We start from the raw sequence: 25,593 nt of genomic DNA, 5'->3' as shown, positions 1-25,593 counted from the left end.
TCCCCGATATTTTCAAAAATAAATTCCCGCGTATATTACGTTTAGGTGCCTAGTACTCACAGAGGTTTTCAGCTCCTCACGATAACGGCTCTCAAAACTCGGAACCCTAAAACGCCGCGTTAAAAACACTAAGGCGCACCCCGCGTCGTATGCACAGCAGAAAGAGTACCCATACTCCCCCGCCACACGGGATGCGCCCTAGGCGCTATAACCATCGAAACTACCGGCAGGTCCCCAGCCGAGTGAGACCTTGAAGCCCTACCGGGCGCCTCGAACCATCCGCCAGCCTAGAGGCTAGCGAAGTCCAGAACCATACGGCCGGTAATCTTACCCGCCGCCATTTCCTCGAAGACAGCCGGTGCCTCGTCAACCTCACGCAACTGAACCACCGGAACCACGATGCCGTCAGCACCAAACTGGAACGCTTCCGCCAGATCCTGACGGGTACCCACCAGGGACCCCACCACGCGGATGCCATCCAGAATGATCTTCACAATGGACAGCTCCATCATCTCCGAAGGCAGACCAACAGCCACCACGGAACCGCCCGCACGAACCGACTCGACAGCCTGGTTGAACGCAACCTTTGACACCGCGGTCACCACAGCAGCGTGAGCGCCACCGCCGGTCAGCTCGCGAATACGAGCCGGAACATCCTCAACCTCACGGCCGTTGATGACGTGATCAGCACCGGTCTCACGAGCCAGAGCCAGCTTGTCGTCGTTGATATCAACAGCGATAACCTTGGCACCGAAAACCTTCTTAGCGTACTGAACAGCCAGGTTACCCAGACCGCCCGCACCGTAAGCAACCAGCCACTCACCGGGGCGAACCAGCGACTCTTTAATTGCCTTGTAGGTGGTCACACCAGCGCAGGTAATGGAGCTTGCCTGTGCCGGGTCAAGGCCCTCGGGAACCTTCACAGCGTAATCAGCGGTCACCAGGGTGTACTCACTCATGCCGCCATCAACCGAGTAGCCTGCGTTCTTCACCGAACGGCACAGGGTCTCACGGCCCGAGGTGCAGTACTCACAGTGGCCGCAGCCCTCGAAGAACCAAGCCACCGATACGCGGTCGCCTTCCTTCAGGGACTCAACACCCTCGCCGACCTTGACGACACGACCGATGCCCTCGTGACCCAGAATACGACCCGGAACCTCACCGAAATCGCCGGAAGCCACGTGCAGGTCAGTGTGGCACACGCCCGAGTACTCAATCTTCACGAGCGCCTGGCCGTAACCGACAGCCGGAACGGGAACCTCACGGACAACAACCGAACCGTCAACCTTCTCAGGGACAACAACAGCCTTCATGGTTTCCTTGCACATGACCTAAACTCCTTAGTCATCGGTGGCCGCGCTCAAGCCGCAATCTGCAATCTGCAATCTGCGCTTTGCAACCTAGCGGGGTGAGCGCGCGTATTCTTTACATTTCCACCGTAAAATGATGAGCCGCCAATCTAAAGGACCTTCCCCGAATATGACAGAGGGGTTAGATAGAGGCGTTCTCACGAGCAAGGATGAGCTTTCGATAAGGTCTATTCCGACCAATGCGCTAAACCGCCAAAGGTTGATATGACGCTATGACGAAACAACACAGAAGATGAGAATGCCTCCCAAATAAGCGGTTTGGGAGGCACTCAGAAAAAATTTAAATATTAAGTTTGAGGCGCATACCACCCTAAAGAAAGGGTTCAATCTGCACCTATACGATTCCTACAGGCTCACAGGAACTCTTAGCCGATGAGACTTAGCTGCCTAGAAGCAGAAAGCAACCTCAATATAGCCAGCGCCACGCTCACCCGGACCATTCGGAGCGTTCAACGCCCAACCCAAATCCATGATGCGCACCGTAGAATCCATGAACGTACCGCCGCCAGCGCCACCGCCAGCCAGCTGCACCGAACCCACCGCATAGCGGGCACGAGCCGAATCGTTATTCCACTTCTGCGACACCACACGAGCCGAAACGCTCAACGCAGCACCGGAACCGCCGCCGCCATAACCGGCGCCACCGCCTCCAGAAACCACAGACTGGTAGCCGTTAAACAGCTCACCAGCGTTCGACGGGCGGTTATCGGTACCCTCCGGAGTCTGATCCCACTGGTACGAATAGCTCGCCACACCATCGGCGCCCTTCGCAGGGAACCCGCTCGCACCCGCCGCACCGGCAGTCGCAGTGCTCATCAGCTTCTGGGTGGAGGTGCTCGAAAAACCAATCACCGGACCATCAACAGTCGGCGGGTTCAGCTTCTCGCCGCCAGCGCCGCCCACACCACCGGCGGCACCCGAACCCGGGTTCACCGTCAGAATCGGATTAGACTGCGCCTCATACGAGGTGAAACCAACAAAACCGGGCGAACCGTCGCCGTCACCCGAACCAGCGCCACCACCGGTGCTGAACTGGTGCTCGCCACCGGAACTATCGAGCGAATAGTGCGCGGTCGGGCGCACAGCACCCGCATTCGCGGGGTTCGGCAGAACCGTCGCATACGACGCCAGAACGCCAGCACCGCCGCCGCCACCGGCAACAATCATGGGCACGCCATCCACCTCAATAGCGGACGAACCACCGCCGGACGCCGAATACAGCACAGCGCTCATGCCACCGCGACCGGTCACACCGCCAGAAATGCGGGTCAAATCATTAATCGCAGAAACAACGTTGGCAGGAACCGGCGAAGAAGCCTTCGAGGAGCCGCCCACACCGTAGCCGTCGCCACCCTCAGCGGGCTTCAGCTCACCATTACCGATACCGCCCGAACCGGCAGTCAACGTAATAGTCTGGCCGCCGCGCACAGCCATAGAACCCTCCACCATGGCGCCGGAACCGGCATCAGCCACAGTGTAGTTCGTGCCGCCAGCACCGCCCACAGCGGTAAAACGCATACGCTTAGCGCCCGCAGGAACCGTCAGCACGGCAACCTTCTTCACGCCATCACCGGCAGTGACCATCGTCGAATCCTCGTAAGGGCCGGTGCACTCGCCTTCCTCATCAGAAGCCGCATACGCCGGAATCACCGACGACGTCACAACAACCGGAGCAGCCCACGCCGCACCAGCCACAAGACGACGACGGGTCAGACCCGGACGAGAAGAAGGAGAAACGGGACGCGAAGAATCGCCGGCAGAAGAGCTCACGATAAAAATCCTGTACGTTGAGTGGGTGTTTCTAAACGCAGACGCGACGGGCACTCAAAGAGCCTCATGCCCCTTTACGCGGGAACCCGCCACACGCAATACCTCTATTATGCCTTCTCAACAGCCCAAATCCACGCAGGGTCCCGGCATATGCCACCATGAGAACATCCACCAGCAAGAAACAGACAGCAAGCACAAATAGCGGGCATAAAAAACCGCCGGACGGGGGCACTCCCCCATCCGGCGGTTTTTCTATGAAATTTAGATAGAGCTAGAAGACGAAAGCTAGAAGATGAAAGCTAGGAGCTCTTCGTCGAAGACTCAGAAGAGTCAGAATCCTCGGCGGGCTCTGCCTTCTCAGACGCCTTCTCCTCAGCACCCTCTGCAGACTCATCTGCGGCAGGCTTCGGAGCGAACTCCGCAGGAGCCGGCTCAATACCCGCTGCAGCCTTCGCCGCAGCGCGACGACCAGCCACCACAAAACCAGCAGCACCCAGCAGAACCAGCAGCAGAGCCGTCCACACGTGAATACGAACGCCCCAGAGCATCTCTGAGGTATCGATGCGCAGGAACATCTCAATGAAGAGGCGACCCACGCCGTAGTAGAACACGTACAGCCACAGGGTCTGACCCAGCTTCAGTACGCCCTTCTTGCCCAGCCACAGCAGCAGCGCCACGCCCAGCAGGTTCCACAGTGACTCGTACAGGAACGTCGGGTGGAACAGCGTACCCGCCGGATACTGCGAGGGGAAATTACCACTCGAAGTGCTAATCTCCAGGCCCCACGGCAGAGTCGTCGGCTTACCGAACAGCTCCTGGTTGAACCAGTTACCCCAGCGGCCAAACGCCTGAGCCAGCAGAATACCCGGCGCTACCGCATCCGCAAAAGCAGGGAAATTCATCCCGTAGCGGCGGCAACCATACCAGGCACCCAACGCACCAACCGACACGGCACCCATAATGCCGATGCCGCCCTCCCAAATCTTCAGGAAAGCCCACGGATCAGCAACATTCGGACCGAAATAGCTACCCGGGTCAGTAATCAGCACGTGGTAGGCGCGGGCACCAATAATACCCGCCGGAATAGCCCACATCGCCACGTCAAAAACGCGCTCAGGGGTACCGCCCGCCGCCTTCCAACGGCGAGAACCCAGCCACAAGCAAACCGCCATACCCGCAAGAATACACAGGGCATAAAAATGCACACGGAACGGGCCCAGCTGCAGGTACGAAACGCTCGGCGAAGGAATCGAACCCAGCGGAATCGAAGCCAGCACGTTAGCTACCGGCACGCTCGCCAGCGACAGCACATCAGACATTAGCCTTCACGCCCCGCCAGCTCACGGGTCAGCTTAGCCACCGCCTCAACACCGCCAGAAGCCAAAGCCTTCACCAGCGCGGTACCGACAATCACGCCGTCCGCATACTCGCCGATCTCCTCAACGTGGGCACGAGTCGAAACGCCCAGACCCACGCACGCACGAGGCGCACCGGCAGCCTTAATGTCCGCAACCAGGGTGCGAGCCGCCTCCGACACGGAGGTGCGGGCACCGGTCACGCCCATCACCGACACGGCGTACACGAAGCCGCTCGACGCCTTCGCAATAGTCGCCAGACGCTCCGGCGAAGAAGACAGAGCAGCAAGGAAAATACGATCCAGACCGTACTCGTCAGAAGCCTCAAACCACGCCGACGCCTCATCAGGCACCAGGTCCGGGGTAATCATGCCCGCGCCGCCGGCAGCCGCCAAATCACGCGCAAAGTTCTTCACACCGTACGCCAGAACCGGGTTCCAGTAGGTCATCACGACAACCACCGCGTCGGTCGCTTCGGTAATGCGGCGGACCGCCTCAAACAGCTGAGGAAGCTTGAAACCGTTCTCCAGAGCCACGCCGGTAGCCTTCTGAATCACCGGACCATCCATGACCGGATCAGAATAAGGCACACCCAGCTCAATAATGTCCGCGCCGTTATTGCCCAGAGCAATCGCCGCGTCAATCGACTCATCCAGGGTCGGGAAGCCCACCGGCAGGTAGCCGATCAGCGCCGCACGGCCCTGCTTCTCGCACTCAGCCAGACGAGCCGCCAGAGGCGACTGCGCATTCGGAGCGGGGAAAGAACCATCCAGCACCGTAAAAGGTGCCGACTGAGAAATAGCGTCCTGGTAGCTCATTACTTAGCCTCACTTTCAGCCTGTGCGTTCTGTGCAGCGGATGCGGCAGCTTCCTTATTACCGGTCATCAGGGTCGAGGACGGAATCGCCTTACCCAGACCGAACCACTTCAGCGCGGTCTCCATGTCCTTATCGCCACGACCGGACAGGCAGACAATCATCGTCTTCTCGCGTGCCGCCTCCGGATCCTCAGCAGCCCAACGCTGGCACACGCGCAACGCGCCCGCCAGAGCGTGCGAGGACTCAATCGCCGGGATAATACCCTCGGTGCGGCAGAGCAGGCTCAGCGCATCCATCGCCTCAGTATCGGTGACCGGCTCGTAGGTCACGCGACCAATATCGGACAGGTAGGAGTGCTCCGGACCCACGCCCGGGTAATCCAGACCAGCAGAAATCGAATGGGATTCAATGGTCTGACCGTCCTCATCCTGCATCAGGTAGGTCATCGCGCCGTGCAGCATGCCCGGGCGGCCCAGAGTAATGGTCGCCGCGTGACGGTCGGTCTCCACGCCGTCGCCGCCAGCCTCAAAACCGTAAATCTCAACCGACGAATCGTCCAAGAACGCGTGGAACAGACCGATCGCGTTCGAACCGCCACCCACGCAGGCAGCAATACCATCGGGCAGGCGGCCAGTCTCAGCCAGAATCTGCTCGCGCGCCTCCTCACCGATAGCGTCGTGGAAGAAACGCACCATCGCCGGGAACGGGTGCGCACCCGCAGCGGTACCCAGCAGGTAGTGGGTGTTCTCAACGTTCGCAACCCAGTCGCGCAGCGCCTCATTAATGGCGTCCTTGAGGGTACGGGAACCGTTCTGAACCGCAATCACCTTCGCGCCCAGCAGCTGCATACGAGCCACGTTCAGCGACTGACGCTCAGTGTCTTCCTCACCCATGTAGACCACGCACTCCATACCGAAGAGCGCAGCCGCGGTAGCAGTCGCAACACCGTGCTGACCCGCACCGGTCTCAGCAATCAGACGGGTCTTACCCATACGCTTAGCCAGCAGAGCCTGACCAATCACGTTATTAATCTTGTGGCTACCCGTGTGGTTCAGGTCCTCACGCTTGAGGAACACACGCGCACCAGCATGCTCAGAGAACTTCGGAACCTCAGTCAGCAGCGACGGACGGTTCGAATACTCAGCAGAAAGACGCTGGAACTCAGCAATGAACTCGGGGTCGTTCTTCGCCTCGTTAAAGGTTGCCTCCAGCTCATCCATGGCGGCAATCAGCGACTCGGGCATCCACCGCCCGCCGTACTCACCAAAATAGGGGCCGGGGGCATTCTTCAACGACTCGCCGTTGAGGAAAGCATCTGCCAGGTTCTCGCTCATCACTATTCCTTCCCTGGATGGTTGCCGCCGGATGCGCACCGCGGGTAGGGCGGGGCATCAGGCCTGATCACAGCGAAACACCACGCCAACCGCGAATAGGTGGGCGGTGTTCGCACATATCCCCCTATAGTACCCGTGCGCAGGCGGTGACCTGTACCCCGGAGTGCACATGACCATTCCTAGGACATGTGACGTTCGCCGGGGTGGGTGCGCGGCGGACTACAGCAGCTCGCGCAGCTCCTCCATCTGCTGAGAAAGCACCGTCGACACGCCACCGCGCATCGACACCCCGTACAGGGTCTCCGCAATCTGCATCGTGCGCTTCTGATGCGTAATCACAATCAGCTGCGAACGCTCCCCCAACTCACCAATCACCTGCAGCAGGCGCGAGAGGTTGCGGTCATCCAGCGCCGCCTCAACCTCATCCAGGGCGTAGAACGGCGACGGGCGAGACATATAAATCGCAATCAATAGCGCCAGCGAAGCAAGCGAACGCTCACCGCCAGACAGCAGCGACAGGCGCTTAACCTTCTTACCCGCCGGGCGCGCGTGAATCTCCACACCCGAATTCAGCGGATCGGAGGGGTCGTCCAGCTCCAGGTGGCCCTCGCCTCCCGGGAACAGGGTCTCAAAGATGCGGCGGTAGTGGGTGTTAATGTCCTCCATCGCGGCGGTGAACACCTCCGCAATATGGCTGCTGACCTCGTCCATGACCGTGTTCAGGTCGCGGCGGCTCGCCTTCAAATCCTCAATCTGCTGATTCAGGTAGGCGTGGCGTTCGGACAGCGCCTCGTACTCCTCCAGCGCCAGCGGGTTAATGGCGCCCAGCGCCTCCAGTTCGGCGCGGGTTGCCTTGAGGCGAGCGCGCACGCTCTCGGTGGAGGCTTCGGTAGTCTCTGATGCCGTTTCGGGAGCGGAATTTTCGGAGGCTGCGTTTTCGGAAGTCTCATCTGCGGGCACGTCAACCGGCAGCTGCTCGGAGTACTCCTCCTCCAGCTGCTCCAGGGTCAAACCGGTCACCAGGCGGGCACGCTCAGCCAGCGCCTGCACACGCTCCTGCACGCGCGCCGCTTCCGTCTGGGTGCGCGCCAGCAGGGTCAGCGCCGCCGCGTGCGCCGCCTGCAAATCCTGCACCTCATCGTTCGTGCTGGTCAGGCCCTCCTGGGCGTTCTTCAGGGCGCCGCTCAGCTCGTGCAGCTGCTGCTCACGCTCGCTCACCTGCTCGGCAAGCACCTCACCCAGACGCTGGGCGCGGCGCTCAATGGTCGCCGCGGGAGCCTGCTTCCCCGTGCCCGCCAGGTAGGAATCCTCGCGGGTACGCGCCGACTCGTAGGCGGTGCGCGCTTCGGCTACGGATTCCTCCGCGGCGGTGAGGCGCTCGTTCAGGCGGGCGCGCTCATTCTGAATATTCTGCGCGGAGGCTTCCAGGGACTCCGCCTGGGCGCGGGCGCGGGCATGCTCGGCGCTCGCCACGCCCGCCGCCTTCGCTGCCTCGCGTTCTGCTTCGACCGCCGATTCTGCCGCGGTCTGAGCCTGCTGAACGGTCTGTTCGGCTTCGTCCAGTTCGGCGCGGGTGCGGGTCACGACCTGGGAGGCGGCGCGGTAGGCGGCGGCAAGTTCCAGGGGGCTGGCGCCCTCAGCCGGGTAGAGCAGGCTGTAGCGGGTGTGCTCGGTGCCTGCGGGGTCAAAAATACGCCAGATAGTGCGCTGACCTGCGAGGGTACTCTCTGCGAGCAGGTGCAGGGCTTGCTCTGCGGAGGCGGCATCCGGCGCGAACAGCACGCCCGCCAGGCGCTCACCCAGCGCCGCGGTGACGCGCGCCAGGGCGTCCTCGTCGATACCGGCGAGTGCGGCGGCGTCCTCGCTGAGCGGTTCGATCATCTCGGTGGCGGGGCGGATACCCAGCTCGCGCAGTTCGGTGGCGCAGGATTCGGGCAGGGTGGATTCGGGCAGTTCTGTTGAAGGTTCCTTCGCGGCAGATTCGCTGCTTTCATCACCCTTATCACCGCGCAGCTGCGACACCTCGGCGCCCTCAACCGGCACGCTCAACGCCGCGGTCGCCAGTGAGGTCAGCGCAGCAGACGCCGCACGCGCGTACTCGGGGTCAATCTGCACGGCGTCCAGCACGCGCAGCAGGCTCGTGCCCTCGCTCGAAGAATCCATGAGCTCGCCGGTCTCGGGGTCGAACACCGCCTCAGCAGATTCAGCGTCCAGTTCGGCGGGTGCTTCGCCCAGGCTCTGGCCCAGCGCCTCACGCAGAGTTGCGGCACGTTCAGCCGCCGCCGCGTAGGCGCGGGTCGCCTCCACCGCAGCGGCGCGGGCGGCATCCAGCCGGGCCTGCGCGCGGGCACGAGACTGCGCCGCCTCACCCGAGGCGCGCTCAGTCTGCGCCACCTCGGACGCCGCCTTCTCAACGTTCTTCAGCGCCGCATCGTAGCGTTCCTCAAAGCTGGCGTAGCTTTCCACCGCGCGCTCTGCCTCTTCGCGGCGCTCCTCCAGCAGTTCCAGGGCGCGTTCGTATCCGGCGCGGGCGGCGGCGGTTGCCTCGGTCAGTTCCACGCGGTAGGTGCGCACGCGCTCGGCGGCGATGGACTGCACGGTGCGCACGCGCGCGGCGGACTCGCGCAGGGTCGACACGGCCTTCTGACAGGCGGTGACCTCGGCGTTCAGGCGGTTCTGCTCCTGCTGATGCTTCGCGGATGCGGCGCGCGCCGCCTCCAGCTGTTCTTTCAGGGTTTCGGCGCGGCGGGTACCTTCCGCCTCGGAGGCGAGAGCCTGCGTCTGCTCAGCCTGCAGAATACCCAGCTGACGGGCCAAAAGTACCGCCTCCAGCTGGCGGATGCGCGCCTGCAGCTGGCGCGCGGTCGCGGCGGATTCTGCTTGCTCACTCAGCGGCTGCAGCTGCGAATCCAGCTCGGCAACCAGGTCGCTCAGGCGGGTAACGTTCGATGCCACAGACTCCAGCTTGCGGCTGGTCTTCTCCTGGCGGCGGCGGTACTTGACCACGCCTGCCGCCTGCTCAATCATGTCGCGGCGCTGCTGCGCGGTGACGTGCAGGACCGCGTCCAGCTGACCCTGGCCGACGAGCACGTGCATCTGCTGACCCAGACCCGCCTCCGAGAGCAAGTCCTGAATGTCGGCAAGGCGCGCCGGGGAGCCATTAATCTCGTACTCGCTGCCGCCGGAGCGGAACATGGTGCGCGAAATCTGCACCCGATCAGCGGGAATGCTGAGGGTGCCGTCAGAATTATCGAAAGTCAGGGTGACTTTGGCGCGGCCCAGGGGCGCACGCTGGGCGCCGTCGCCCGAACCAACCTCGCCGGAGCCCGCGAAGATAACGTCCTTCATGCTGCCGCCGCGCAGGCTCTTAGCGCCCTGCTCGCCCATAACCCAGGCGAGCGCATCCAGCACATTGGATTTGCCGGAGCCGTTGGGTCCGACCACCGCGTTAATGCCGGGGGTGAACTCAAAAGTGGTGGCGGAGGCGAAAGACTTGAACCCGCGCAGGGTCAGCGACATCAGGTGCACAAGGGGCCTTTCTGCAGAAGAACTGGTGTGTGCCGGGCACGTTCTGTGGTGCATGGCGGCATCCCTCTAGTGTACGCGGTGCGGCGGGCGGGCGGCGTGAACGTGCACGGGGTGAAGAGGGTTCAAAGTTCCTCATTATGCATCATCTTACGCGCGGGGTGAACGGGCGCGTTCATATTGGGTCTACGGATACGGGTTCGCCCGGTCGGTGCGGTAGATTGGAATGAGCATCACGAATTCTGCGGGGCCGCTGTTCGCATCCCCGCGTTTTTCTATGTATCCCACTGACTTCTATTTTCAAGGGCCACACCATTGTTGAATGCATCCGCCGATAAGGTCGGCACGAACTCTGACATTCGCCACGCTAATGCAGCTCTGCTGTCTATTACCCATGAGCTGCCTCCGGAGGTCGTCACGAGCGACTACTTCGATGAGCAGCTGGCCCAAACCTATAAGCGTCTGCGTATGCCCAAGGGCCTGCTGGAGCGCCTTGCCGGTATTAGCACTCGCCGCGGCTGGGCTGAAGGCCAGACCTTCGAGGACGGCGTGGTTGCCGCAGCCGAGAAGGCTATTGCGGAGGCGGGTATTGACCGCTCCCAGATTGGCTTGCTGATTAACGCTTCGGTGACTCGCGATAACTTTGAGCCCGCCGTTTCGGTGGGTGTGCACGACCGCTTGGAGTTGCCGCGTCACGCCCTGAACTTCGATATTACGAACGCCTGCCTGGGCTTTGTGAACGCGATGACTGTCGCCTCCACCATGATTGATGCGGGCGCTATCGACTACGCCCTGATTGTCGCTGGCGAGGACCCCTCCCCGTGGCACCGTACCGCGGTGCGCATCCTGAACAACCCCGATTCGACCCGCGAGGATGTGCTGGCTCAGTTCGCGACCCTGACCCTCGGTTCGGGTGCGGCGGCGGCTGTGATTGGTCGCGCTGACCGCCACCCGGAGGGGCACCGCATCGTTGGTTCGGTGTCCCGCGCGGGCACTGAGCACCGTAACCTGTGCATCGGTGGCGAGGCGGATCAGGGCATGAACACTGACGCCGAGGGCCTGCTCAAGCACGGCCTGGAGCTGGTGGCGCAGGCCTGGGAGCAGGCGCATCAGGACGGCTGGGAGTGGAACGATATGACCTCCTACGTGACCCATCAGATTTCTAACGCCCACACGAACGCCATTATTGAGGCGGTCGGTATTGAGCGTGAGCGCATCCCTATGACTTTCCCGAAGTGGGGTAATGTGGCTGCGGCGGCTCTGCCGATGACTCTCGCCGAGTGCGCGCCGACCTACACGGAAGGCGACCGTATTCTGTGCATGGGTGTGGGTTCTGGTCTGAACACTGCCCTGCTTGAGATTCAGTGGTAACCCGTTAGCCAGCAGCCGTTAGCCGGCACCCCGTTAGCTTTTGCGGTAGACATTCACCGATTCGATCCGGAAGGATTCCCAGCATGCGCCATTTGAACTTCCCTAAGGCTCAGCCCCCGTATAACCCGGAGGAATGGGCGGGCGTGAACCCGCGCTACTCCCATCTTCTGGAGGTGCCCACCTCCGCCCCCATTGAGCAGCGGGCGCAGCAGGCTGGCGCGCGCCGCTGGCACTACCTGGATAACCTTCCGGTGCTGGTCGAGCAGGGTTTGGAGCCGATTGGCACGATCCTGTGCGTGCACGGTAACCCGACCTGGTCGTACCTGTGGCGTACCGTGCTGGATGCGGGTGTGAATGAGCGCGCCCCGTGGCGTGTGGTTGCGGTTGATCAGATTGATATGGGTTATTCGGAGCGCACCCACCTGGATTTGGAGGGTGAGCGCCGCTCCCTGACCGACCGTATCGCTGACCTGGGTGATTTCACGAAGGCGCTGGGCCTGGATGAGACCGATAAGCCGGTCGTGACTCTCGCCCATGACTGGGGTGGGCTGGTGTCCTTTGGCTGGGCGCTGGAGCATCGTGAGATTCTTTCGGGCGTGATGCTGACGAACACCGCGGTCTACCATGACGGTATTGAGAATATCCCTGCTGCCCTGCGCCTGGCGTTGGGTGTGCACGAGTGGGGTACTCACGATTCGACCGCGTTTATTGATGTGACCTTGGGTTTGGCTCAGAATGAGGGCCGCCTGCCCGCGCCGGGTTCTGTCGGTGCCGGGGCGCTTGATGGTGCCCTGCCGCAGCCGGTGGGTCAGCAGCCCAAGCGCCTGTACCCGAGCCCTCTGAACGAGGCGATTTACCGTACGTACCGTGCGCCGTACGCTCATTCGGCGTGGCGTGAGGGTGTGCGTAATTTTGTGGGCGATATTCCGACCGGCACCGATATTCCTTCCTATACGCCGATGCAGCGTATTGCCGAGCAGATCCGTGACCTGGATGTGCCCGCGTTCTTCCAGTGGGGCACGAAGGACCCGGTGTTCCAGCGCCGCTACCTGTTCGACCTGATGGAGCGCATGCCGCAGGCGAAGGTGCACCGCTACGAGAAGGCCTCGCACCTGGTCATTGAGGATTACGATATTGCCTCCCCCATGATTTCGTGGCTTGCGCAGACTTTCGGCACGCTGGAGGACGGCATGCTGGTTCCGGCGCGTAATGCGGAGGCGGAGCATCGTGCCGCCCGCGCGCGCCGCCACGGTCTTACTGCCGGCGAGGGCGCTACCGCTGAGGGCGCTGTTCCCGCGGCGTTCCGCCCCATGCTCGCAGCCCTCACCGAACGCGCCAATGACGCCTCCACCGCCGTGGTGGACATGGACCCCAAGGGCGACGGCACCTCCGTTTCTGTGACCCTGACCTGGGCTGAGCTGAACCAGCAGGTCAATGCTGCTGCGACCCGCCTGCACGCCCTGGGTGTGCGTCCGGGCGACCGCGTGAACCTGATGGTGCCTCCGGGTGCCCGCCTGACCACCCTGATTTACGCCTGCATGAAGCTGGGCGCTGTCATTGTGGTGGCTGATACCGGTCTGGGTATTCCGGGTCTGACTCGCGCGTTGAAGGGCGCTAACCCGAGCTTCCTGGTGGGTATTCCCGCCGCGCTCAGTGCCGCCCGTACCCTGCTGTGGCCGGGTGTGCGTATTTCTGTGGAGCCGCTGGGTTCGGTGCAGGAGAAGCTGTTGGGCGTTGCCGGTTCGGTGTTTACCGCGCCCGCCGCTGACGGTACTCCGGGTGCGCCGGTGCCCACCCCGACCGTGGTGGAGTTCCCCTCCCCCGTGCCGGATGCTGATGCGGCGGTGCTGTACACCTCCGGTTCGACCGGCCCGGCTAAGGGTGTGGTGTACACGCAGCGTCAGCTGGCGGGTATGCGCGACGCCATTGCGAATACGTACGGTTTTGCGCCCGGTAGCGGCCTGGTGGCTGGCTTCGCGCCGTTTGCACTGTTGGGCCCGGCGCTGGGTGCTACCAGCGTGACCCCGACGATGGATGTGACCCGCCCGAAGACCCTGACGGCTTCTGCCCTGGCGTCTGCTGCGGCGGCTATTGATGCGTCGGTCGTGTTTGCATCCCCCGCCGCCCTGGTGAATGTGGTGGCAACCGCCGATGAGCTGAACGCTGAGCAGCGTGCGGCGTTGGCCAAGGTTCAGACTGTGCTGAGCGCTGGCGCGCCGATTCCCGTGCCGCTGCTGGAGGCGCTCTCCACCCTGGTGCCGAACGCCTCCCTGCACACCCCCTACGGTATGACCGAGGGTCTGCCGGTGACCGATGTGTCTTTCGAGATGATTCGCCAGGCAATTGCTGAGGGCACCCCGAATGCTGCCGGTGAGGTGCTTGACCCGTTCGCCCGTGACGGCGTGTGCGTTGGTTTCGCGGTGTACGGTGCGGCGGTGGCTATTGCGCCGCTGTTGCAGGACGGTTCGGTGGCGGATGAGCTGACCCATGAGCCGGGTGTGACCGGTGAGATTCTGGTGTCGGCACCGCATGTGAAGGACCGCTACGACACCCTGTGGGTGACTGAGGAGCAGTCCATTAGCACTCCGGGTTGGCATCATACCGGTGACGTCGGGCACCTGGACGCTTCGGGTCGCCTGTGGGTTGAGGGCCGCCTCGCGCACGTGCTGCTGACTTCGCAGGGTGTGCTGACCCCGGTTGCGGCTGAGCAGTCCGCCGAGTCGCTGCCCGAGGTGCGCCGCGCCGCCCTGGTGGCGGTGGGCCCTGCCGGTACTGCCGCCCCGGTGCTGGTCATTGAGGCGTCCGCAAATACTGCCGCGTTGGAGGCGCGCCAGTCGGCGTCGGGTCTCAAGCGTGCCCTGCTCGATCGCGTGCCCGGCGCGCGCCGCTTCCCCATTGCGGAGGGTGTGGCGCCCTTCGAGCTGTCGCAGCTGGTGCGCCAGAAGGTTGCCGAGGATACCGGCGTGGAGCTTGCCGCGGTGCTGGTGGTGCACGAGCACCCGACCGATATTCGCCACAATTCGAAGATTGACCGCCCCGCCCTGGGTGAGTGGGCGTCGAAGGTCCTTGCGGGGGCGTAAGCGCCTGCCGGATCCCTAAGTCTAAGGAGTATGATGTCCCCTCATTCTTCGCGTGAGTCCTCTTCCCACGAGCCCGCACCCCGCCTGTCAACTTCGCATGCGGTGACCTCCCCGACGGCTCGGTTCCGCAAGCCTGCGCAGCCGCTCGCGGCACGCTACACTGACCCCGCCCCGCGTTCGCTGCGCCCGGTTGAGGAGCCCGATTTCGCGCCGCGTATTGGCGAGCGCATCCTCTTTACCGGTGCGAGCGGCCTGCTGGGTCGTGAGAGCGTGCTGGCGTTGCTACGTGCCGGCTATGATGTGCGCGTTTTTCAGCGTGGCGATTCGGGTATTGCGGCGCTTCTGCCCGATTCGATTCGCCCGCGTTTTGAGCAGGTGCGCGGCGATATTACGAATGCGCAGGCTGTGGATCTGGCGATGACCGGTGTCAACGGCGTGGTGCATGCCGCGGCGAAGGTTTCGGTCAGCGGCGAGTGGGCTGACTATGAGCGCATCAACATTGAGGGCACCCGCACCCTGTTGCAGGCGGCGCTGAACCATTCGGTGGGTTCGTTCCTGTACATTTCGTCGCCGTCGGTGGCTCATGCTGGCGCGGCGATTGTGGGTGACGGTGCCGGCGTGGCGTCCCCGGAGCATGCGCGCGGTAACTATGCGCGTTCGAAGGCTGCCGCTGAGCTTCTTGCCCTGGAGGCGAACGGCACTGCCCTGCCCGGTGGCGGGGTTTTGCGCGTGGGTGCGTTGCGTCCTCACCTGATGTGGGGTCCGGGCGATACCCAGCTGGTCGAGCGTATTCTGGAGCGTTCCGCCGCGGGCCGTCTGCCGCTGCTCTCTGGCGGTACGGGTCTGATTGATACGCTCTACATTGATAACGCCGCGGACGCCGTGGTGCGCGGCTATCAGCGCCTCGACGCTTTTGCGGGCCGGGCGCTGGTGGTGACGAACGGCCAACCGCGCACTATCGCTGAGCTACTGGGTGGTTTCTGTGAGGCGGTGGGCGTTCCCGCCCCGCGTTTCTCGGTTCCGGCGAAGGTTGCGGCCCTGGCGGGTAAGGTCATTGAGCGCGTCTGGGAGCGTCTGCCGAAGAACGTGACCGCCGGTGATGAGCCGCCGATGACGGAGTTCCTCGCCGAGCAGCTGTCGACCGCGCACTGGTTTGATCAGCGCCGCACCCGCGAGCTTCTGCAGTGGGAGCCCGCCGTGTCGATTGAGGAAGGCTACGAGCGTCTGGGCTTGTTCTACGGGGACAGGTACAGCCGCTAGGTGCAGGCGATAGGTACAGCCGCCAGTTGCTTCTTGTTAGGGTGGTTTTCGGGTTGACTCCCCGGCCCCCGGTTTATACAACTGAGGTTTATACAAATGACGGCGTAGCTACATCCCCCGTACGGGAGGAACGTAGCTACGCCGTCATTCGCATATCTAGCGTGAGCTTGTGCCTGTCGTAAGCCTTTACCTGTCGTAAGCTTCTACCTAGCGTGAGCCTTTATCTAGCGAGAACGCGGCGCCCGCTGGCAGTGCGGGCAACGGTAGGACGAGCGGTTCTGGAAGGGCTCACGCACTATCAGGGAGGTGCGGCCCGCCTCCGCGCAACGGTGGCAAGGCTCCCCGGCACGCCCGTAGGCGTTCAGCGAGCGCTCAAAGTAGCCCGACTCGCCCAGCACGTTCACGTACAGGGCATCGAAGCTCGTGCCGCCCGCCGCCAGGGACTCGCGCAGCACCTGCGTGACCGCCTCCAGCAGTTCGCGGGTTTGGGCGGCGCTGAGGGTGCGTGCGGGCTTCGCGTAGTGTAGCCGCGCACGCCACAGCGCCTCGTCGGCGTAGATATTGCCCACGCCGGAGATGACCGACTGGTCCAGCAGCACCTTCTTAATGCCGCTGGAGGTGCGCAGGAACTTGCGGCGCACCGCCGCGGGGTCGAAGAATTCGTCCAGCGGGTCGCGGGCAATGTGCTTGACCGCCTCCGGTACTAGAAAACGCTCAGGTACTTCACCCGGCGCTGCTTCATCCGCCGCTGCTTCATTCACTGCAACTGCCGCGGGTACGTCCGGCACCAGCCGGCTAAGGAACATGCCGCCGAAGATGCGCTGGTCCACGAAGAGCAACCGCTGCCCGGTGTTTGCCCGGTTGACGCTCGCCACACCGCCGGTAGCTCCCGTGTCACCGGTAGCTCCCGCCGGTCCTAGCTCGAGCGCCACGCGCAGGTGCCGCGGCTGCTCGTCAAAGGCCGCGCGAGCCTCCGCATCATTACCCGAGTCACTGCCCGGCTCATCGCGCACGAGCAGCTGACCGCTCATGCCCAGATGCACCACGAGCGCCTCGTCGGCAAGCGTGCCATCCGACTCGCTCAGGGTCAGCCACAGGTATTTGCCGCGGCGGTATGCACCGCGCAACGTCCTGCCGGTGAGTGCCGCCTCAAAGTGGGCGGGACCGGGCAGGTGCCTGCGCAGCGAACGGGCATCGACCACGCGCACCGCCTGCACGGGCCGACCCAACGAATGGTCGGCGATGCCCGCGCGAACGGTTTCCACCTCGGGCAGTTCGGGCATGGTTCCCTCCAATCAGCGGGGCTGCAGAATCAAGAGCCCACAGAGCTAACAGACCTGCAGGATGCTTGAATGAGCCTAAACCAGAACGCGGTACGCCTGCTCAGCGGCAAGGCGCTCCGCCTCCTTCTTACTCGGACCCACACCGGTACCGGCCTGCTGGTTCGCCACAATAGCGACCGCAGTGTACACGCGCGCGTGGTCGGGGCCCTCGCCGGTGACCTCGTAGCGCACGTCTCCCCAGCCGCGGGCGGTGGCGAGGTTCAGCAGCTCAGTCTTCCAGTCGCGTCCAGAGTTCAGGACCTTCTCATCGTCGAGCAGCGGGGCAATCAGGCGCAGCACCAGGTCACGAGCCGCCTCGCGACCGCACTCCAGGTAGGTCAGGCCAAAAATCGCTTCCATGGTGTCGGCAAGGATCGAGTCCTTATCGGCGCCGCCGGTGTGAATCTCGCCCTTACCGAGCAGGATGTACCTGCCCAGATCCAGGTCGCGTGCCACCTTCGCCAACGCCACCGTAGACACCACCACGTGGTGCAGCTTCACGAGCTCACCCTCGGGCAGGTCGGGGTAGCGTCGGTACACTTCTTCAGCGATCGCCAGGGAAAGCACCGAATCGCCCAGGAACTCCAGGCGCTCGTTATGCTCCACTCCGGGATTCTCGAAGGCGTAGGAGCGGTGGGTTAGGGATAGCAAAAACGTCTCGGCGTCGATATCGACTCCGAGACGTTTACGCAACTCCCTAGTATCAACACTAGGAAATTCAGTCATAAGGATTCACCGCTTCTTAGGCGTCTGCAACCTTACGGCCCTTGTACTCCAGGAACAGGGCGTTGCCTGCAGCGTCGGTTACAACCTTTGCCTGGTGGGGCAGGCTGTAGGTCACGCGACCGTTTTCAACGGTCTTAACCAGCTGGGGCACGGATGCCTTCCACTGGGAACGGCGTGCGCGGGTGTTAGCGCGGGACATCTTGCGCTTGGGAACAGCCACAGCTATCTCACAATCTCTAGTAACAACAATTTAGTTTTCGGTATCTGCACCGAGCAGGCCCTGCAGGGCCGACCAGCGCGGATCCAACACCTCGTGATGATGCCCGGGGTCATCCTCCAGGCGCGCACCGCAATCGGCGCACAGACCCTGGCAGGTGTCCCTACAAACAGGCTGGAACGGCAGTTGAAGGATTACTGCGTCCCGCAGAGCCGGTTCAAGGTCGATGGAATCATCCTCAACGGCGTACTGCTCATCTACTTCGTCTTCGGGGCCGCCAGCCGGGGCCTTCTCAAAGACGAAAAGCTCTTGAATATTGGCCGACATCTCGTAATCAATCGGATCCAAGCAGAGGCTACACTCGCCGTGTACATCCACAACGACGGAGCCGGTAACTAGGATACCATCAACAACAGACTCCATACGAATATCGAGGTCAATATCCGAACCCTCTTCCACGCCGATGAGCGTGTTACCCAGGTCTGCCGGTGCGGGCAGGACCTCAGCGAGAGTTTCCATGGTGCCGGGGCGGTGAATCAGGTTAGTAACCGATACCACCAGCGGCGATGCGTCTGCACGTGAAATGGCGTTTCTCCTTACGAAATGTATAAACCAAAGTCCCATTTTAGGGGTCATTCGCACCGTTAATCAAGATTAAGCGCCTTTTAAATCTCTTTAAGTGGCGCTCACCTCTTAAATATTCCCTTAAGGAGGCGCCGCGCGGCATTTAATCGGCCGGTCGGGGCTACTACTGGGGGACTTAAGTGCCCGGTCGGCGGTGCGAGTTATTCTGCCGGGGCCCTGCCGGTGGGCGTGTCGGATGGGTGCGCACAAGGTGGTGTGCGCCTGGGTTGATGAAGCGTTTTTCTAGGCGTTTTTCAGGGCGCGGGCGACCGCCTCCGGCACGAAGGGAGTCACATCACCACCCAGCGACGCCACCTCACGAATAATCGTGGACGATACCGCACCGTAGCGGTCCTCACCCGCCAAGAACACCGTCTCAACCTGCGCCAGGTGGCGGTTCATGCTCGCCATCGGAGCCTCATAACTGTAGTCCGTCGCCGAACGCAGACCCTTCACCAGCACCTTCGCGCCACGCTCCGCCGCATACTCGGCAAGCAGCACGCCCGGCGGAATCGGCTCCACGCTCACACCCTCAATGCCGAGCTCCTGCAGAGACTCACGCACCAGCTGCACGCGCTCCTCCAGGGAGAAACGGTACTTCTTGGAGCTATTGTGCGCCACGCCCACGATCACCTCGTCAAAGAGCTGAGCGGCGCGGGCAATGATTTCCAGGTGGCCGTGGTGCACGGGGTCAAAAGATCCGGGGCAGAGGGCAATCATGGCGGTCCCTTCACGAATAAATATCAGACGTTGGAATGAGTAGATGCGGGTGAATTTAGGATGCGGGTTAGTGGCATGCGGACGAGCGCAGGCTGAGGTAGCAAGATCGGGCGGTGAGATGCGGCGGCAATCTTAGGCGGCGAGCTCTTCAGCGTCTTCGCCGGGCTCAAGGTTCGTGCCGGGCTCGTCGCCCGCCTGCTCCTCCACCTCGTCAGGCTCCACATAGTAGAGAACCGTCTCGCCGTGCTGACGGGTCGAAAAACAGTACAGGCCCTCGCCCCACACCGGCTCGGGGTCGCGCGAAGAACGCTCCACCACGACCACGGCACCCTCGGCAAGCTTGGGGGTGAGCGCCTCCAGCAGCTCACTGACCTGCTCATTCGGCATGGCGTAGGGCGGGTCAACAAACACCAGATCCCACGGCCCGGAGGCGGACTTCACGTAGGTCAGCGCCTGAGACTGCTGCACGCGCGCCGCAGAACCGGTAGCACCAGAAGAACCGGTGCGGCCCATCGCCTTCTCCACCGCGGCAACGTTCTTACGAATCACCGCAACAGCCTTCGGGTACGTGTCCAGCAGAGTCACGGAGGCGGCACCGCGCGAGAGCGCCTCGCAACCCAGCGCACCCGAGCCGCCGAAGGCATCCAGCACGCGGGCGCCACGAATAATGTCGTAGCTCTCTAGCTTCGAGAAGAGGGATTCCTTCACCCGGTCGGTGGTGGGGCGAGTATTATCCCCCGGAACCGAGGCAAGGCGAACGCCTCCGGCGGCACCGGAAATAATACGGCTCATAGGTCTCTCCTCTTAACTAGTGTGGTGTGTTGACGTCACGGTTTCAGCGAGTGGTGGGCAACGCAGGTTGGTGGGCGGGCAGAGGGTTCTGCCCCGTTGCGCGCTTATCCCCTGCCGAGGAACGCCTCACGGTCAGCGTCCAGGGCGCGGTCAATCGTGCGCGCCAGCGACGGGTGCTTAGCCAGCGTCGGGTCCTTCTCCACCACCGAGCGGGCATCCTCGCGGGCACGCTCAATAATGTCGGCATCGGCGAGCGCCCGCAAGAACCGCAGGGTACTCTTCGAGCCCGATTGTGCAGCACCCAGAATATCACCCTCACGGCGCTGCGCCAGGTCGATGCGGGAAAGCTCAAAGCCGTCCGTGGTGGAGGCGACCGCATCCAGACGCTCTCGGGACACGCCGCCCTCCTCCTGGCGGGTAACCAGCAGGCAGGTGCCCGCATAGCCGCCGCGGCCCACACGACCGCGCAGCTGGTGCAGGCCAGAGATGCCGAAACGGTCGGCGTCCATGATGATCATGAGCGTGGCGTTCGGGACGTTCACGCCCACCTCAATGACGGTGGTGCTGATGAGCAGGTCAATTTCGCCGCGCTCGAAAGCGGTCATGACGGCGGTCTTCTCCGCCGGGTCCATGCGGCCGTGCAGGGTGCCGATACGCACGCCGACGAGGGCGTCCTCAGCACTCAGGTAAGAGTACATTGAGGCGACCGAGGTCAGCTGAACCTTGCCATCGCTACTCGTGCTACCGCCCTGACCGAAATAGCCCTGGGCAGAGTTGCCCGCGCCCGCGCCAGTTCCAGCACCGTTCAGGCTGGATGCGCCAAAAAACGCGGCGCCTTCCTCCAGGCTGTCGCCGTCCTCCCCGATTTTGGGTACGACAACGTACACCTGGTGGCCCGCATCAATTTCTTCGCGGGCGCGCCTCCACAGCCGGGACGCCCAGGCGGGCTTCTCGGCGAGGGGCACCACGTGCGTTGAGATTTTCTGGCGGCCCGCGGGCAGGGTGTCGAGCACGGATACGTCCAGGTCACCGAACACGGTCATGGCGACGGTACGAGGAATAGGCGTTGCGGTCATGACCAGGCGGTGCGGCAGGGCGCCGCCGGTGCCGCGCAGGCTGTCGCGCTGCTCTACGCCGAAACGGTGCTGCTCGTCCACGACGACCAGACCCAAATCGTGGAAGCTCACCTCATCGGAAAGCAGGGCGTGGGTGCCAATCACGATCTGGGCGGTGCCGTCGGCAAGCTCCTGCAGTACCTTGCGCTTGGCGCGGGTACCCATGGAGGCGGTCAGCAGGCGCACACGCACACGCCCGGGTTCCGCCCCGCTCCCCGCGGGGATTCCCTCGGCGGAACCGGCGGCAGAATCGTCAGCGTCAGAGTCTTCGGGCGCCGCCATATCCCCCAGGATGTCCAGCACCGAACGCAAATGCTGCTCGGCAAGCACCTCGGTCGGGGCGAGCATCGCGGATTGGCCGCCCGCATCGGCAACCTGCAGCATGGCGCGCAGAGCCACCACGGTCTTACCGGAACCCACATCACCTTGCAACAGGCGGTTCATGGGCGATTCACTCGACAAATCCGCGGCAATCTCAGCGCCCACCTTCTGCTGCCCCTCGGTCAGCTCGTAGGGCAGAACCTGAAGCAGCTGATCGGCGAGGCCGCCCTCCACGGCGGGGCGGCCGCCCTCCACGGCGGGGCGCGGCTGGGTCAGGTGCGCGGCACGCACCGAGTGCAGGCGGGCGAGCGCGCTCTGCAGCACGAACGCCTCGCGGTAACGCATCTGCGCCTGCGCGGCACGCCAGGTGTCCTCCGAGTCGGGGGTGTGCAGGGCGCGGTACGTCCACTCCAGCGAGGGCACCTTGCGGGCGCGACGAATCGTGTAGGGTACCGGGTCTTCAAGTTCTTTGAGCGGCGCCTTTTCGAGCAGCTGCACCATGTAGCCACTAATGCGGTCGGTGGGCAGCTTCACGGGGGCGCGGTAGACGGGCACGGGGGCGGTGGCGGCGTCGGTGACGTCCGCGCCGGAGGCGTCCTTCGAGAGCAGGGCGTAGTGCGGGTTGGTGAGGGTGTATTCGCCGCGGTAGATGCCGACCCTGCCGGAGAACATCATGGTTTCGCCCTCGTGGATTTCGCGGGCGGCGGTCCAGGCGTTGAAGAAGGAGAGCTTCATCTGCGAGCCAATGAGCGCACCGGGATTCGTCATGCTGGGTGCGGGCACGCCAAAGAGGCCTCCCTGCGCAAAACTATCCTGTGCGAAGCCACCCTGCCCGTAGCTATCTGCGTAGCCGCGGTAGGAGGCGGGTTGCGCTCCCCCGCCCTGTGCCGGGTTCTGGGCGCTGGGAATCTGAGCGCTGGGAATCTGGGCGGCAGGGTTGTGCGTGGAGTTAGCGAGCGCGTTGATGCGCGGGTTGTGCATCCCGGTTGCTTGCCAGTTCTGCGCGGGCGCGCCGGATACTCCGGATGCGCCGGGGCGGTTAGCGCGCCCGGGCACCACGGATACAGGACCACCAGCCCCAAAACCTGCGGCACCAAAACCGGCGGGTGTCTCCTGCCCGGTGGCGTCGGAGAGCCGGTCAGTGATGGTCACTTCCGTGATTTTGCCGCGGCGCGCCGCCATGGTTCGGGTACTCACGTGCACCACGCGGGCGATGATGGTGACGTCTTGGCCCTCAACGAGCTCTGCGAAGGAGCTGAGCTCACCGCGCGGCAGGTACTTGCGCGGGAAGTATTCGAGCATCTCTCCGACGGTGTGCAGGTCCAGGTGCGTGGAGATTGCCTTGGCGCTGGGCGCTGGCAGATACTTTTTGAGCGGCGCATTTTCGATGCGATCTTCGGAGGCGTAGCGCGCCAGGGCACGACTCTTAGCCTCCGCGGCGGCTGATGCGGGCTTCTCAGCGGTTGCCTTCTTTGCAGAAGCTTTATGAGCGGGTGCTTTCTTCAGCGTGGTTTTCGGCGCAGGGCTTTTCGGCGCGGCGATCTTGGAGTCAGCTGCCCTCTTCACCGAAACTTTGGATTCGGTTGCTTTCTTTGCGGGAACTGTCTTCTTCGCTACGACCTTTTTGGATGCAGGCTTTTTGGGTGCAGGCTTTTCAGCTTCCGCCTCGGGCTCGATCTTCTTCGGCGCATTCTTCTGCGGCGCGCTCTTCTGCTTGCCCTCTTCGCTCGCCTTCTCTACCTTCTGCGAGCGCGCCGAAGTAGCCCGAACGGGAGTTTCGCTCTCCCGCGGGCTCGGTTCCTTCTGAGCAGGTTCCTTCTGAACTGTTTTCTTCTGCGCTGGCTTCTTCTGGGCGGGTGCTTTCCGTGCAGGTTCCCCCGGCTGATGTGCTTCCGGCTGAGTAGCCTGCCGCGCCGCCAACGCAATATCGACCAGCTCGTAGATAGCGTCATCGGTCATGGTGTGCGCAGCGGGACCCAGCGAATGCTTGAGCGTCTTGAGCGCCTTACGGTAGGTGGCGCTGGCGCGCTGTGCCGCGCGTTCGCTCAGCTCGGCGCGGCTCACCTCGCCTCGGGCGTAGGCGGCAAGATCACGCACGGTCAGCTCTGCGGTGGTGCGGAGCTGTTCATCGCTCAGTAGCGGCGCATCCTTTTTCCGCTGCCGAGCTCGGGTCGCGGAACCAGCACGGGCAGGCTCCACAACCGTTGAATCTACGGGCTCAGAATCTACGGGCTCAGAATCTACGGGCTCACCCTGCGCTACCTCAACCTTCGCGGGTTTAGAATTTGTCGGCTTAGTTTTGGCGGGAGCAGGCTCATGAAGCCCCAAGTCCAGGGCTTCCTGTTGTGGATTTACGGAACGTCGGGCGGGGCTCATGCGCTGCCCTCCGCACCGCACGCGTGGTCGGCGTGACGACCGTCCGCCAGGGAGGAAATACGCTCATCCGACCACTGACCGTAGCCCATAATCAGCTCGCGGGCGGGGTCGATGTCGGGCACGTGCACGTGCAGTGCCCAGAGTCCAGCCGCCATGTCTAGGGGCGTAATGAGCAGGCTGTCGCCCATGGCTTCAAGTTCGGGGCGTAGCTGCGCCAGGGCGAGGGGCTCGCAGGTCAGCGTACCCATGAGCTCCCAGCCGCTCTGCCCCGCGTGTTCTGCGTGCCCACCTTCTGCGTGCTCGGCAGGTTCAGCGCCCGCCTGTTCAGAACCCACTCGTGCCGCAGAACCGGCTACAGAAGTCACACCGGCAGAGGGTGCACGCAGCATGGACTCCACCTGCGCCTCGTTCAGGGTCGCCCCCTCCCAACGCGGGTTGGAGTGCACCACGGCAAGGTAGAAGCCGAGCGCACCGGCATCCACGAAACCGGCAAGCTCGGGCGAGGGCGGGAACTGCGCGGTACGTTCCAGAGCGGCACGCATCAGCGCACGTCGACGCTCTTTCAGCACCTCGTCAGCGGCTTCTGCGTCCTGTGATGCATCATAGTGTGCGTCCAGGCGGGCGAGCTCCACCATGACCGACAGCATCGTGGAGGGCACCATCTGCTCCCCCACGCTGGCACGAATACGCTCAGCCGCGAACGCCATCGCGCGCGCCTCCGCGTGGGCGTACTCCAGCTTCACTTCGCGGTGCTTCGGCAGGGAGCCGCCGGCAATCACAGCTTCGTAGTCTACTTCCAGGGCGCGCACGAGCGGCAACTCGGCAGCCGCCTCACCAAGTTCCTGGGAGAGATTGCCGGGCAGGAACCAGTAGCTGCGCACCGCCTCCAGCGCCCAGGCGCAAAGCAGGGTGCCGGAGTTGCCGCGTGCCACGCGGGATGCACGCATAATCGCGTGCTCGTAGATGCCGCCTAGCTGCACCCACAGGTGGGCGAGGGTTTCCCCGTCAGAGGTGCCCTCCCCGCCAAGAATTTCGCCCGCGGGAAGAACCTCACTAGAAAGAATTTCACCGGGCAGAACCTGCTCCATGCCCCGCTCAAACTCTTCGGTCAGGGTCAGCAGGGTGTGGGCGATATTGGAGCCGGTGTCCTTATCGGGCACGGGGAACCCGTTGAGTTCGTTGAGCGCCTCGCGGTAGCGTTCGATGGTGGTGCGGGCAGCGGTGGACCACGCTACGCCGAAGCGGTAGGCACGCACGCAGGCGCGGCGGTAAATCTCGCGCTCTTCGGTGCGCTGGTTCTGTTCTGCGTTCACGCTACCCTCCTCGTCAGTTTCGTCGGTTTCGTCAGTTTCGCGCGGTTCTCGGCTGAGTTTGTGGCTAGTTCCCGACTGATTTCCCGGTTAGTTCCCGACTGATTTCTCAGCGCCCGCGGCACGGGCGGAATCCAGCCTATTTCGTACTTCTATTCTAGGTAATTTCGGTTAAATGTACGGTATT

At 63.2% G+C, this 25,593-nt stretch carries 17 protein-coding genes; 3 read left to right on the top strand and 14 right to left on the bottom strand.

The window, feature by feature from the left end:
* Positions 1-287 precede the first annotated feature (287 nt).
* The 6 genes from adhP to HMPREF2836_RS03225 all read right to left on the bottom strand — a co-directional run bounded on the left by adhP (position 288) and on the right by HMPREF2836_RS03225 (position 10,166).
* Positions 288-1,328, bottom strand: coding sequence for an alcohol dehydrogenase AdhP (gene adhP, locus HMPREF2836_RS03250; protein WP_005505671.1), 1,041 nt, complete (start codon positions 1,326-1,328; stop codon positions 288-290).
* Positions 1,329-1,757: 429 nt separating this feature from the next.
* Positions 1,758-3,140, bottom strand: a complete 1,383-nt coding sequence (locus tag HMPREF2836_RS03245) for a phosphoenolpyruvate synthase (RefSeq protein WP_070629441.1) — start codon at positions 3,138-3,140, stop codon at positions 1,758-1,760.
* A gap of 299 nt (positions 3,141-3,439) precedes the next feature.
* On the bottom strand, positions 3,440-4,459 hold the full coding sequence (gene lgt / locus HMPREF2836_RS03240) for a prolipoprotein diacylglyceryl transferase (protein ID WP_070629440.1): 1,020 nt from the start codon (positions 4,457-4,459) through the stop codon (positions 3,440-3,442).
* Positions 4,459-5,313: a tryptophan synthase subunit alpha gene (trpA, locus tag HMPREF2836_RS03235; RefSeq protein ID WP_005505666.1), complete on the bottom strand. Its 855-nt coding sequence runs from the start codon at positions 5,311-5,313 to the stop codon at positions 4,459-4,461. Before trpA ends, lgt begins: the two co-directional genes overlap by 1 nt.
* Positions 5,313-6,647, bottom strand: coding sequence for a tryptophan synthase subunit beta (trpB, locus tag HMPREF2836_RS03230; RefSeq protein WP_070629439.1), 1,335 nt, complete (start codon positions 6,645-6,647; stop codon positions 5,313-5,315). Before trpB ends, trpA begins: the two co-directional genes overlap by 1 nt.
* 219 nt (positions 6,648-6,866) lie before the next feature.
* Positions 6,867-10,166: a chromosome segregation SMC family protein gene (locus HMPREF2836_RS03225; protein ID WP_246822812.1), complete on the bottom strand. Its 3,300-nt coding sequence runs from the start codon at positions 10,164-10,166 to the stop codon at positions 6,867-6,869.
* Positions 10,167-10,487: 321 nt separating this feature from the next.
* Between HMPREF2836_RS03225 and HMPREF2836_RS03220 the strand changes: the two genes are divergently transcribed.
* The 3 genes from HMPREF2836_RS03220 (at position 10,488) to HMPREF2836_RS03210 (ending at position 15,883) form a co-directional block, all read left to right on the top strand.
* On the top strand, positions 10,488-11,543 hold the full coding sequence (locus HMPREF2836_RS03220; RefSeq protein ID WP_070629437.1) for a 3-oxoacyl-ACP synthase III: 1,056 nt from the start codon (positions 10,488-10,490) through the stop codon (positions 11,541-11,543).
* An 83-nt stretch (positions 11,544-11,626) separates the two neighbouring features.
* Entirely contained in the window at positions 11,627-14,623 is a 2,997-nt protein-coding gene (locus tag HMPREF2836_RS03215) for an alpha/beta fold hydrolase (RefSeq protein ID WP_070629436.1), read from the top strand.
* Between the two features lie 33 nt (positions 14,624-14,656).
* Positions 14,657-15,883, top strand: coding sequence for an NAD-dependent epimerase/dehydratase family protein (locus tag HMPREF2836_RS03210; RefSeq protein WP_070629435.1), 1,227 nt, complete (start codon positions 14,657-14,659; stop codon positions 15,881-15,883).
* Between the two features lie 224 nt (positions 15,884-16,107).
* Here the strand turns inward: HMPREF2836_RS03210 and mutM are convergent, their stop codons facing one another.
* The 8 genes from mutM to HMPREF2836_RS03170 all read right to left on the bottom strand — a co-directional run bounded on the left by mutM (position 16,108) and on the right by HMPREF2836_RS03170 (position 25,409).
* Positions 16,108-17,166 carry a bifunctional DNA-formamidopyrimidine glycosylase/DNA-(apurinic or apyrimidinic site) lyase gene (mutM, locus tag HMPREF2836_RS03205; protein ID WP_070629434.1) on the bottom strand — a complete coding sequence of 353 codons (1,059 nt, stop codon included), beginning with the start codon at positions 17,164-17,166 and terminating at the stop codon, positions 16,108-16,110.
* A gap of 75 nt (positions 17,167-17,241) precedes the next feature.
* Positions 17,242-17,931, bottom strand: coding sequence for a ribonuclease III (gene rnc / locus HMPREF2836_RS03200; RefSeq protein ID WP_012903342.1), 690 nt, complete (start codon positions 17,929-17,931; stop codon positions 17,242-17,244).
* A 16-nt stretch (positions 17,932-17,947) separates the two neighbouring features.
* Positions 17,948-18,151, bottom strand: coding sequence for a 50S ribosomal protein L32 (gene rpmF, locus HMPREF2836_RS03195; RefSeq protein ID WP_005505656.1), 204 nt, complete (start codon positions 18,149-18,151; stop codon positions 17,948-17,950).
* Positions 18,152-18,181: 30 nt separating this feature from the next.
* Positions 18,182-18,790 (bottom strand): YceD family protein, encoded by a 609-nt coding sequence (locus HMPREF2836_RS03190; protein WP_049337938.1) that lies wholly within the window; start codon positions 18,788-18,790, stop codon positions 18,182-18,184.
* A gap of 225 nt (positions 18,791-19,015) precedes the next feature.
* Positions 19,016-19,492 carry a pantetheine-phosphate adenylyltransferase gene (gene coaD, locus HMPREF2836_RS03185; protein ID WP_060824643.1) on the bottom strand — a complete coding sequence of 159 codons (477 nt, stop codon included), beginning with the start codon at positions 19,490-19,492 and terminating at the stop codon, positions 19,016-19,018.
* A 132-nt stretch (positions 19,493-19,624) separates the two neighbouring features.
* The gene (gene rsmD, locus HMPREF2836_RS03180; RefSeq protein ID WP_070615964.1) at positions 19,625-20,284 is read right to left on the bottom strand and encodes a 16S rRNA (guanine(966)-N(2))-methyltransferase RsmD; all 660 of its coding nucleotides are present in this window, start codon (positions 20,282-20,284) and stop codon (positions 19,625-19,627) included.
* A gap of 104 nt (positions 20,285-20,388) precedes the next feature.
* A complete protein-coding gene (locus HMPREF2836_RS09100; protein ID WP_083309151.1) occupies positions 20,389-24,096 on the bottom strand; it encodes a helicase-related protein in 3,708 nt (1,235 codons plus the stop codon).
* Positions 24,093-25,409, bottom strand: a complete 1,317-nt coding sequence (locus HMPREF2836_RS03170; RefSeq protein ID WP_070629433.1) for a DAK2 domain-containing protein — start codon at positions 25,407-25,409, stop codon at positions 24,093-24,095. Before HMPREF2836_RS03170 ends, HMPREF2836_RS09100 begins: the two co-directional genes overlap by 4 nt.
* Positions 25,410-25,593 lie beyond the last annotated feature (184 nt).

The organism is Rothia sp. HMSC065C12, from assembly GCF_001812085.1.
GTDB lineage: Bacteria > Actinomycetota > Actinomycetes > Actinomycetales > Micrococcaceae > Rothia > Rothia mucilaginosa.
This window is presented reverse-complemented; position numbering and strand designations above follow the sequence as displayed.

Excerpts from the sequence above, each read along its gene's own strand:
- adhP (WP_005505671.1), bottom strand. The coding sequence starts at position 1,328 with ATGTGCAAGGAAACCATGAAGGCTGTTGTTGTCCCTGAGAAGGTTGAC.
- lgt (WP_070629440.1), bottom strand. The coding sequence starts at position 4,459 with ATGTCTGATGTGCTGTCGCTGGCGAGCGTGCCGGTAGCTAACGTGCTG.
- trpA (WP_005505666.1), bottom strand. The coding sequence starts at position 5,313 with ATGAGCTACCAGGACGCTATTTCTCAGTCGGCACCTTTTACGGTGCTG.
- trpB (WP_070629439.1), bottom strand. The coding sequence starts at position 6,647 with ATGAGCGAGAACCTGGCAGATGCTTTCCTCAACGGCGAGTCGTTGAAG.
- HMPREF2836_RS03225 (WP_246822812.1), bottom strand. The coding sequence starts at position 10,166 with ATGTCGCTGACCCTGCGCGGGTTCAAGTCTTTCGCCTCCGCCACCACT.
- HMPREF2836_RS03215 (WP_070629436.1), top strand. The coding sequence starts at position 11,627 with ATGCGCCATTTGAACTTCCCTAAGGCTCAGCCCCCGTATAACCCGGAG.
- HMPREF2836_RS03210 (WP_070629435.1), top strand. The coding sequence starts at position 14,657 with ATGTCCCCTCATTCTTCGCGTGAGTCCTCTTCCCACGAGCCCGCACCC.
- mutM (WP_070629434.1), bottom strand. The coding sequence starts at position 17,166 with ATGCCCGAACTGCCCGAGGTGGAAACCGTTCGCGCGGGCATCGCCGAC.
- rnc (WP_012903342.1), bottom strand. The coding sequence starts at position 17,931 with ATGACTGAATTTCCTAGTGTTGATACTAGGGAGTTGCGTAAACGTCTC.
- coaD (WP_060824643.1), bottom strand. The coding sequence starts at position 19,492 with ATGATTGCCCTCTGCCCCGGATCTTTTGACCCCGTGCACCACGGCCAC.
- rsmD (WP_070615964.1), bottom strand. The coding sequence starts at position 20,284 with ATGAGCCGTATTATTTCCGGTGCCGCCGGAGGCGTTCGCCTTGCCTCG.
- HMPREF2836_RS09100 (WP_083309151.1), bottom strand. The coding sequence starts at position 24,096 with ATGAGCCCCGCCCGACGTTCCGTAAATCCACAACAGGAAGCCCTGGAC.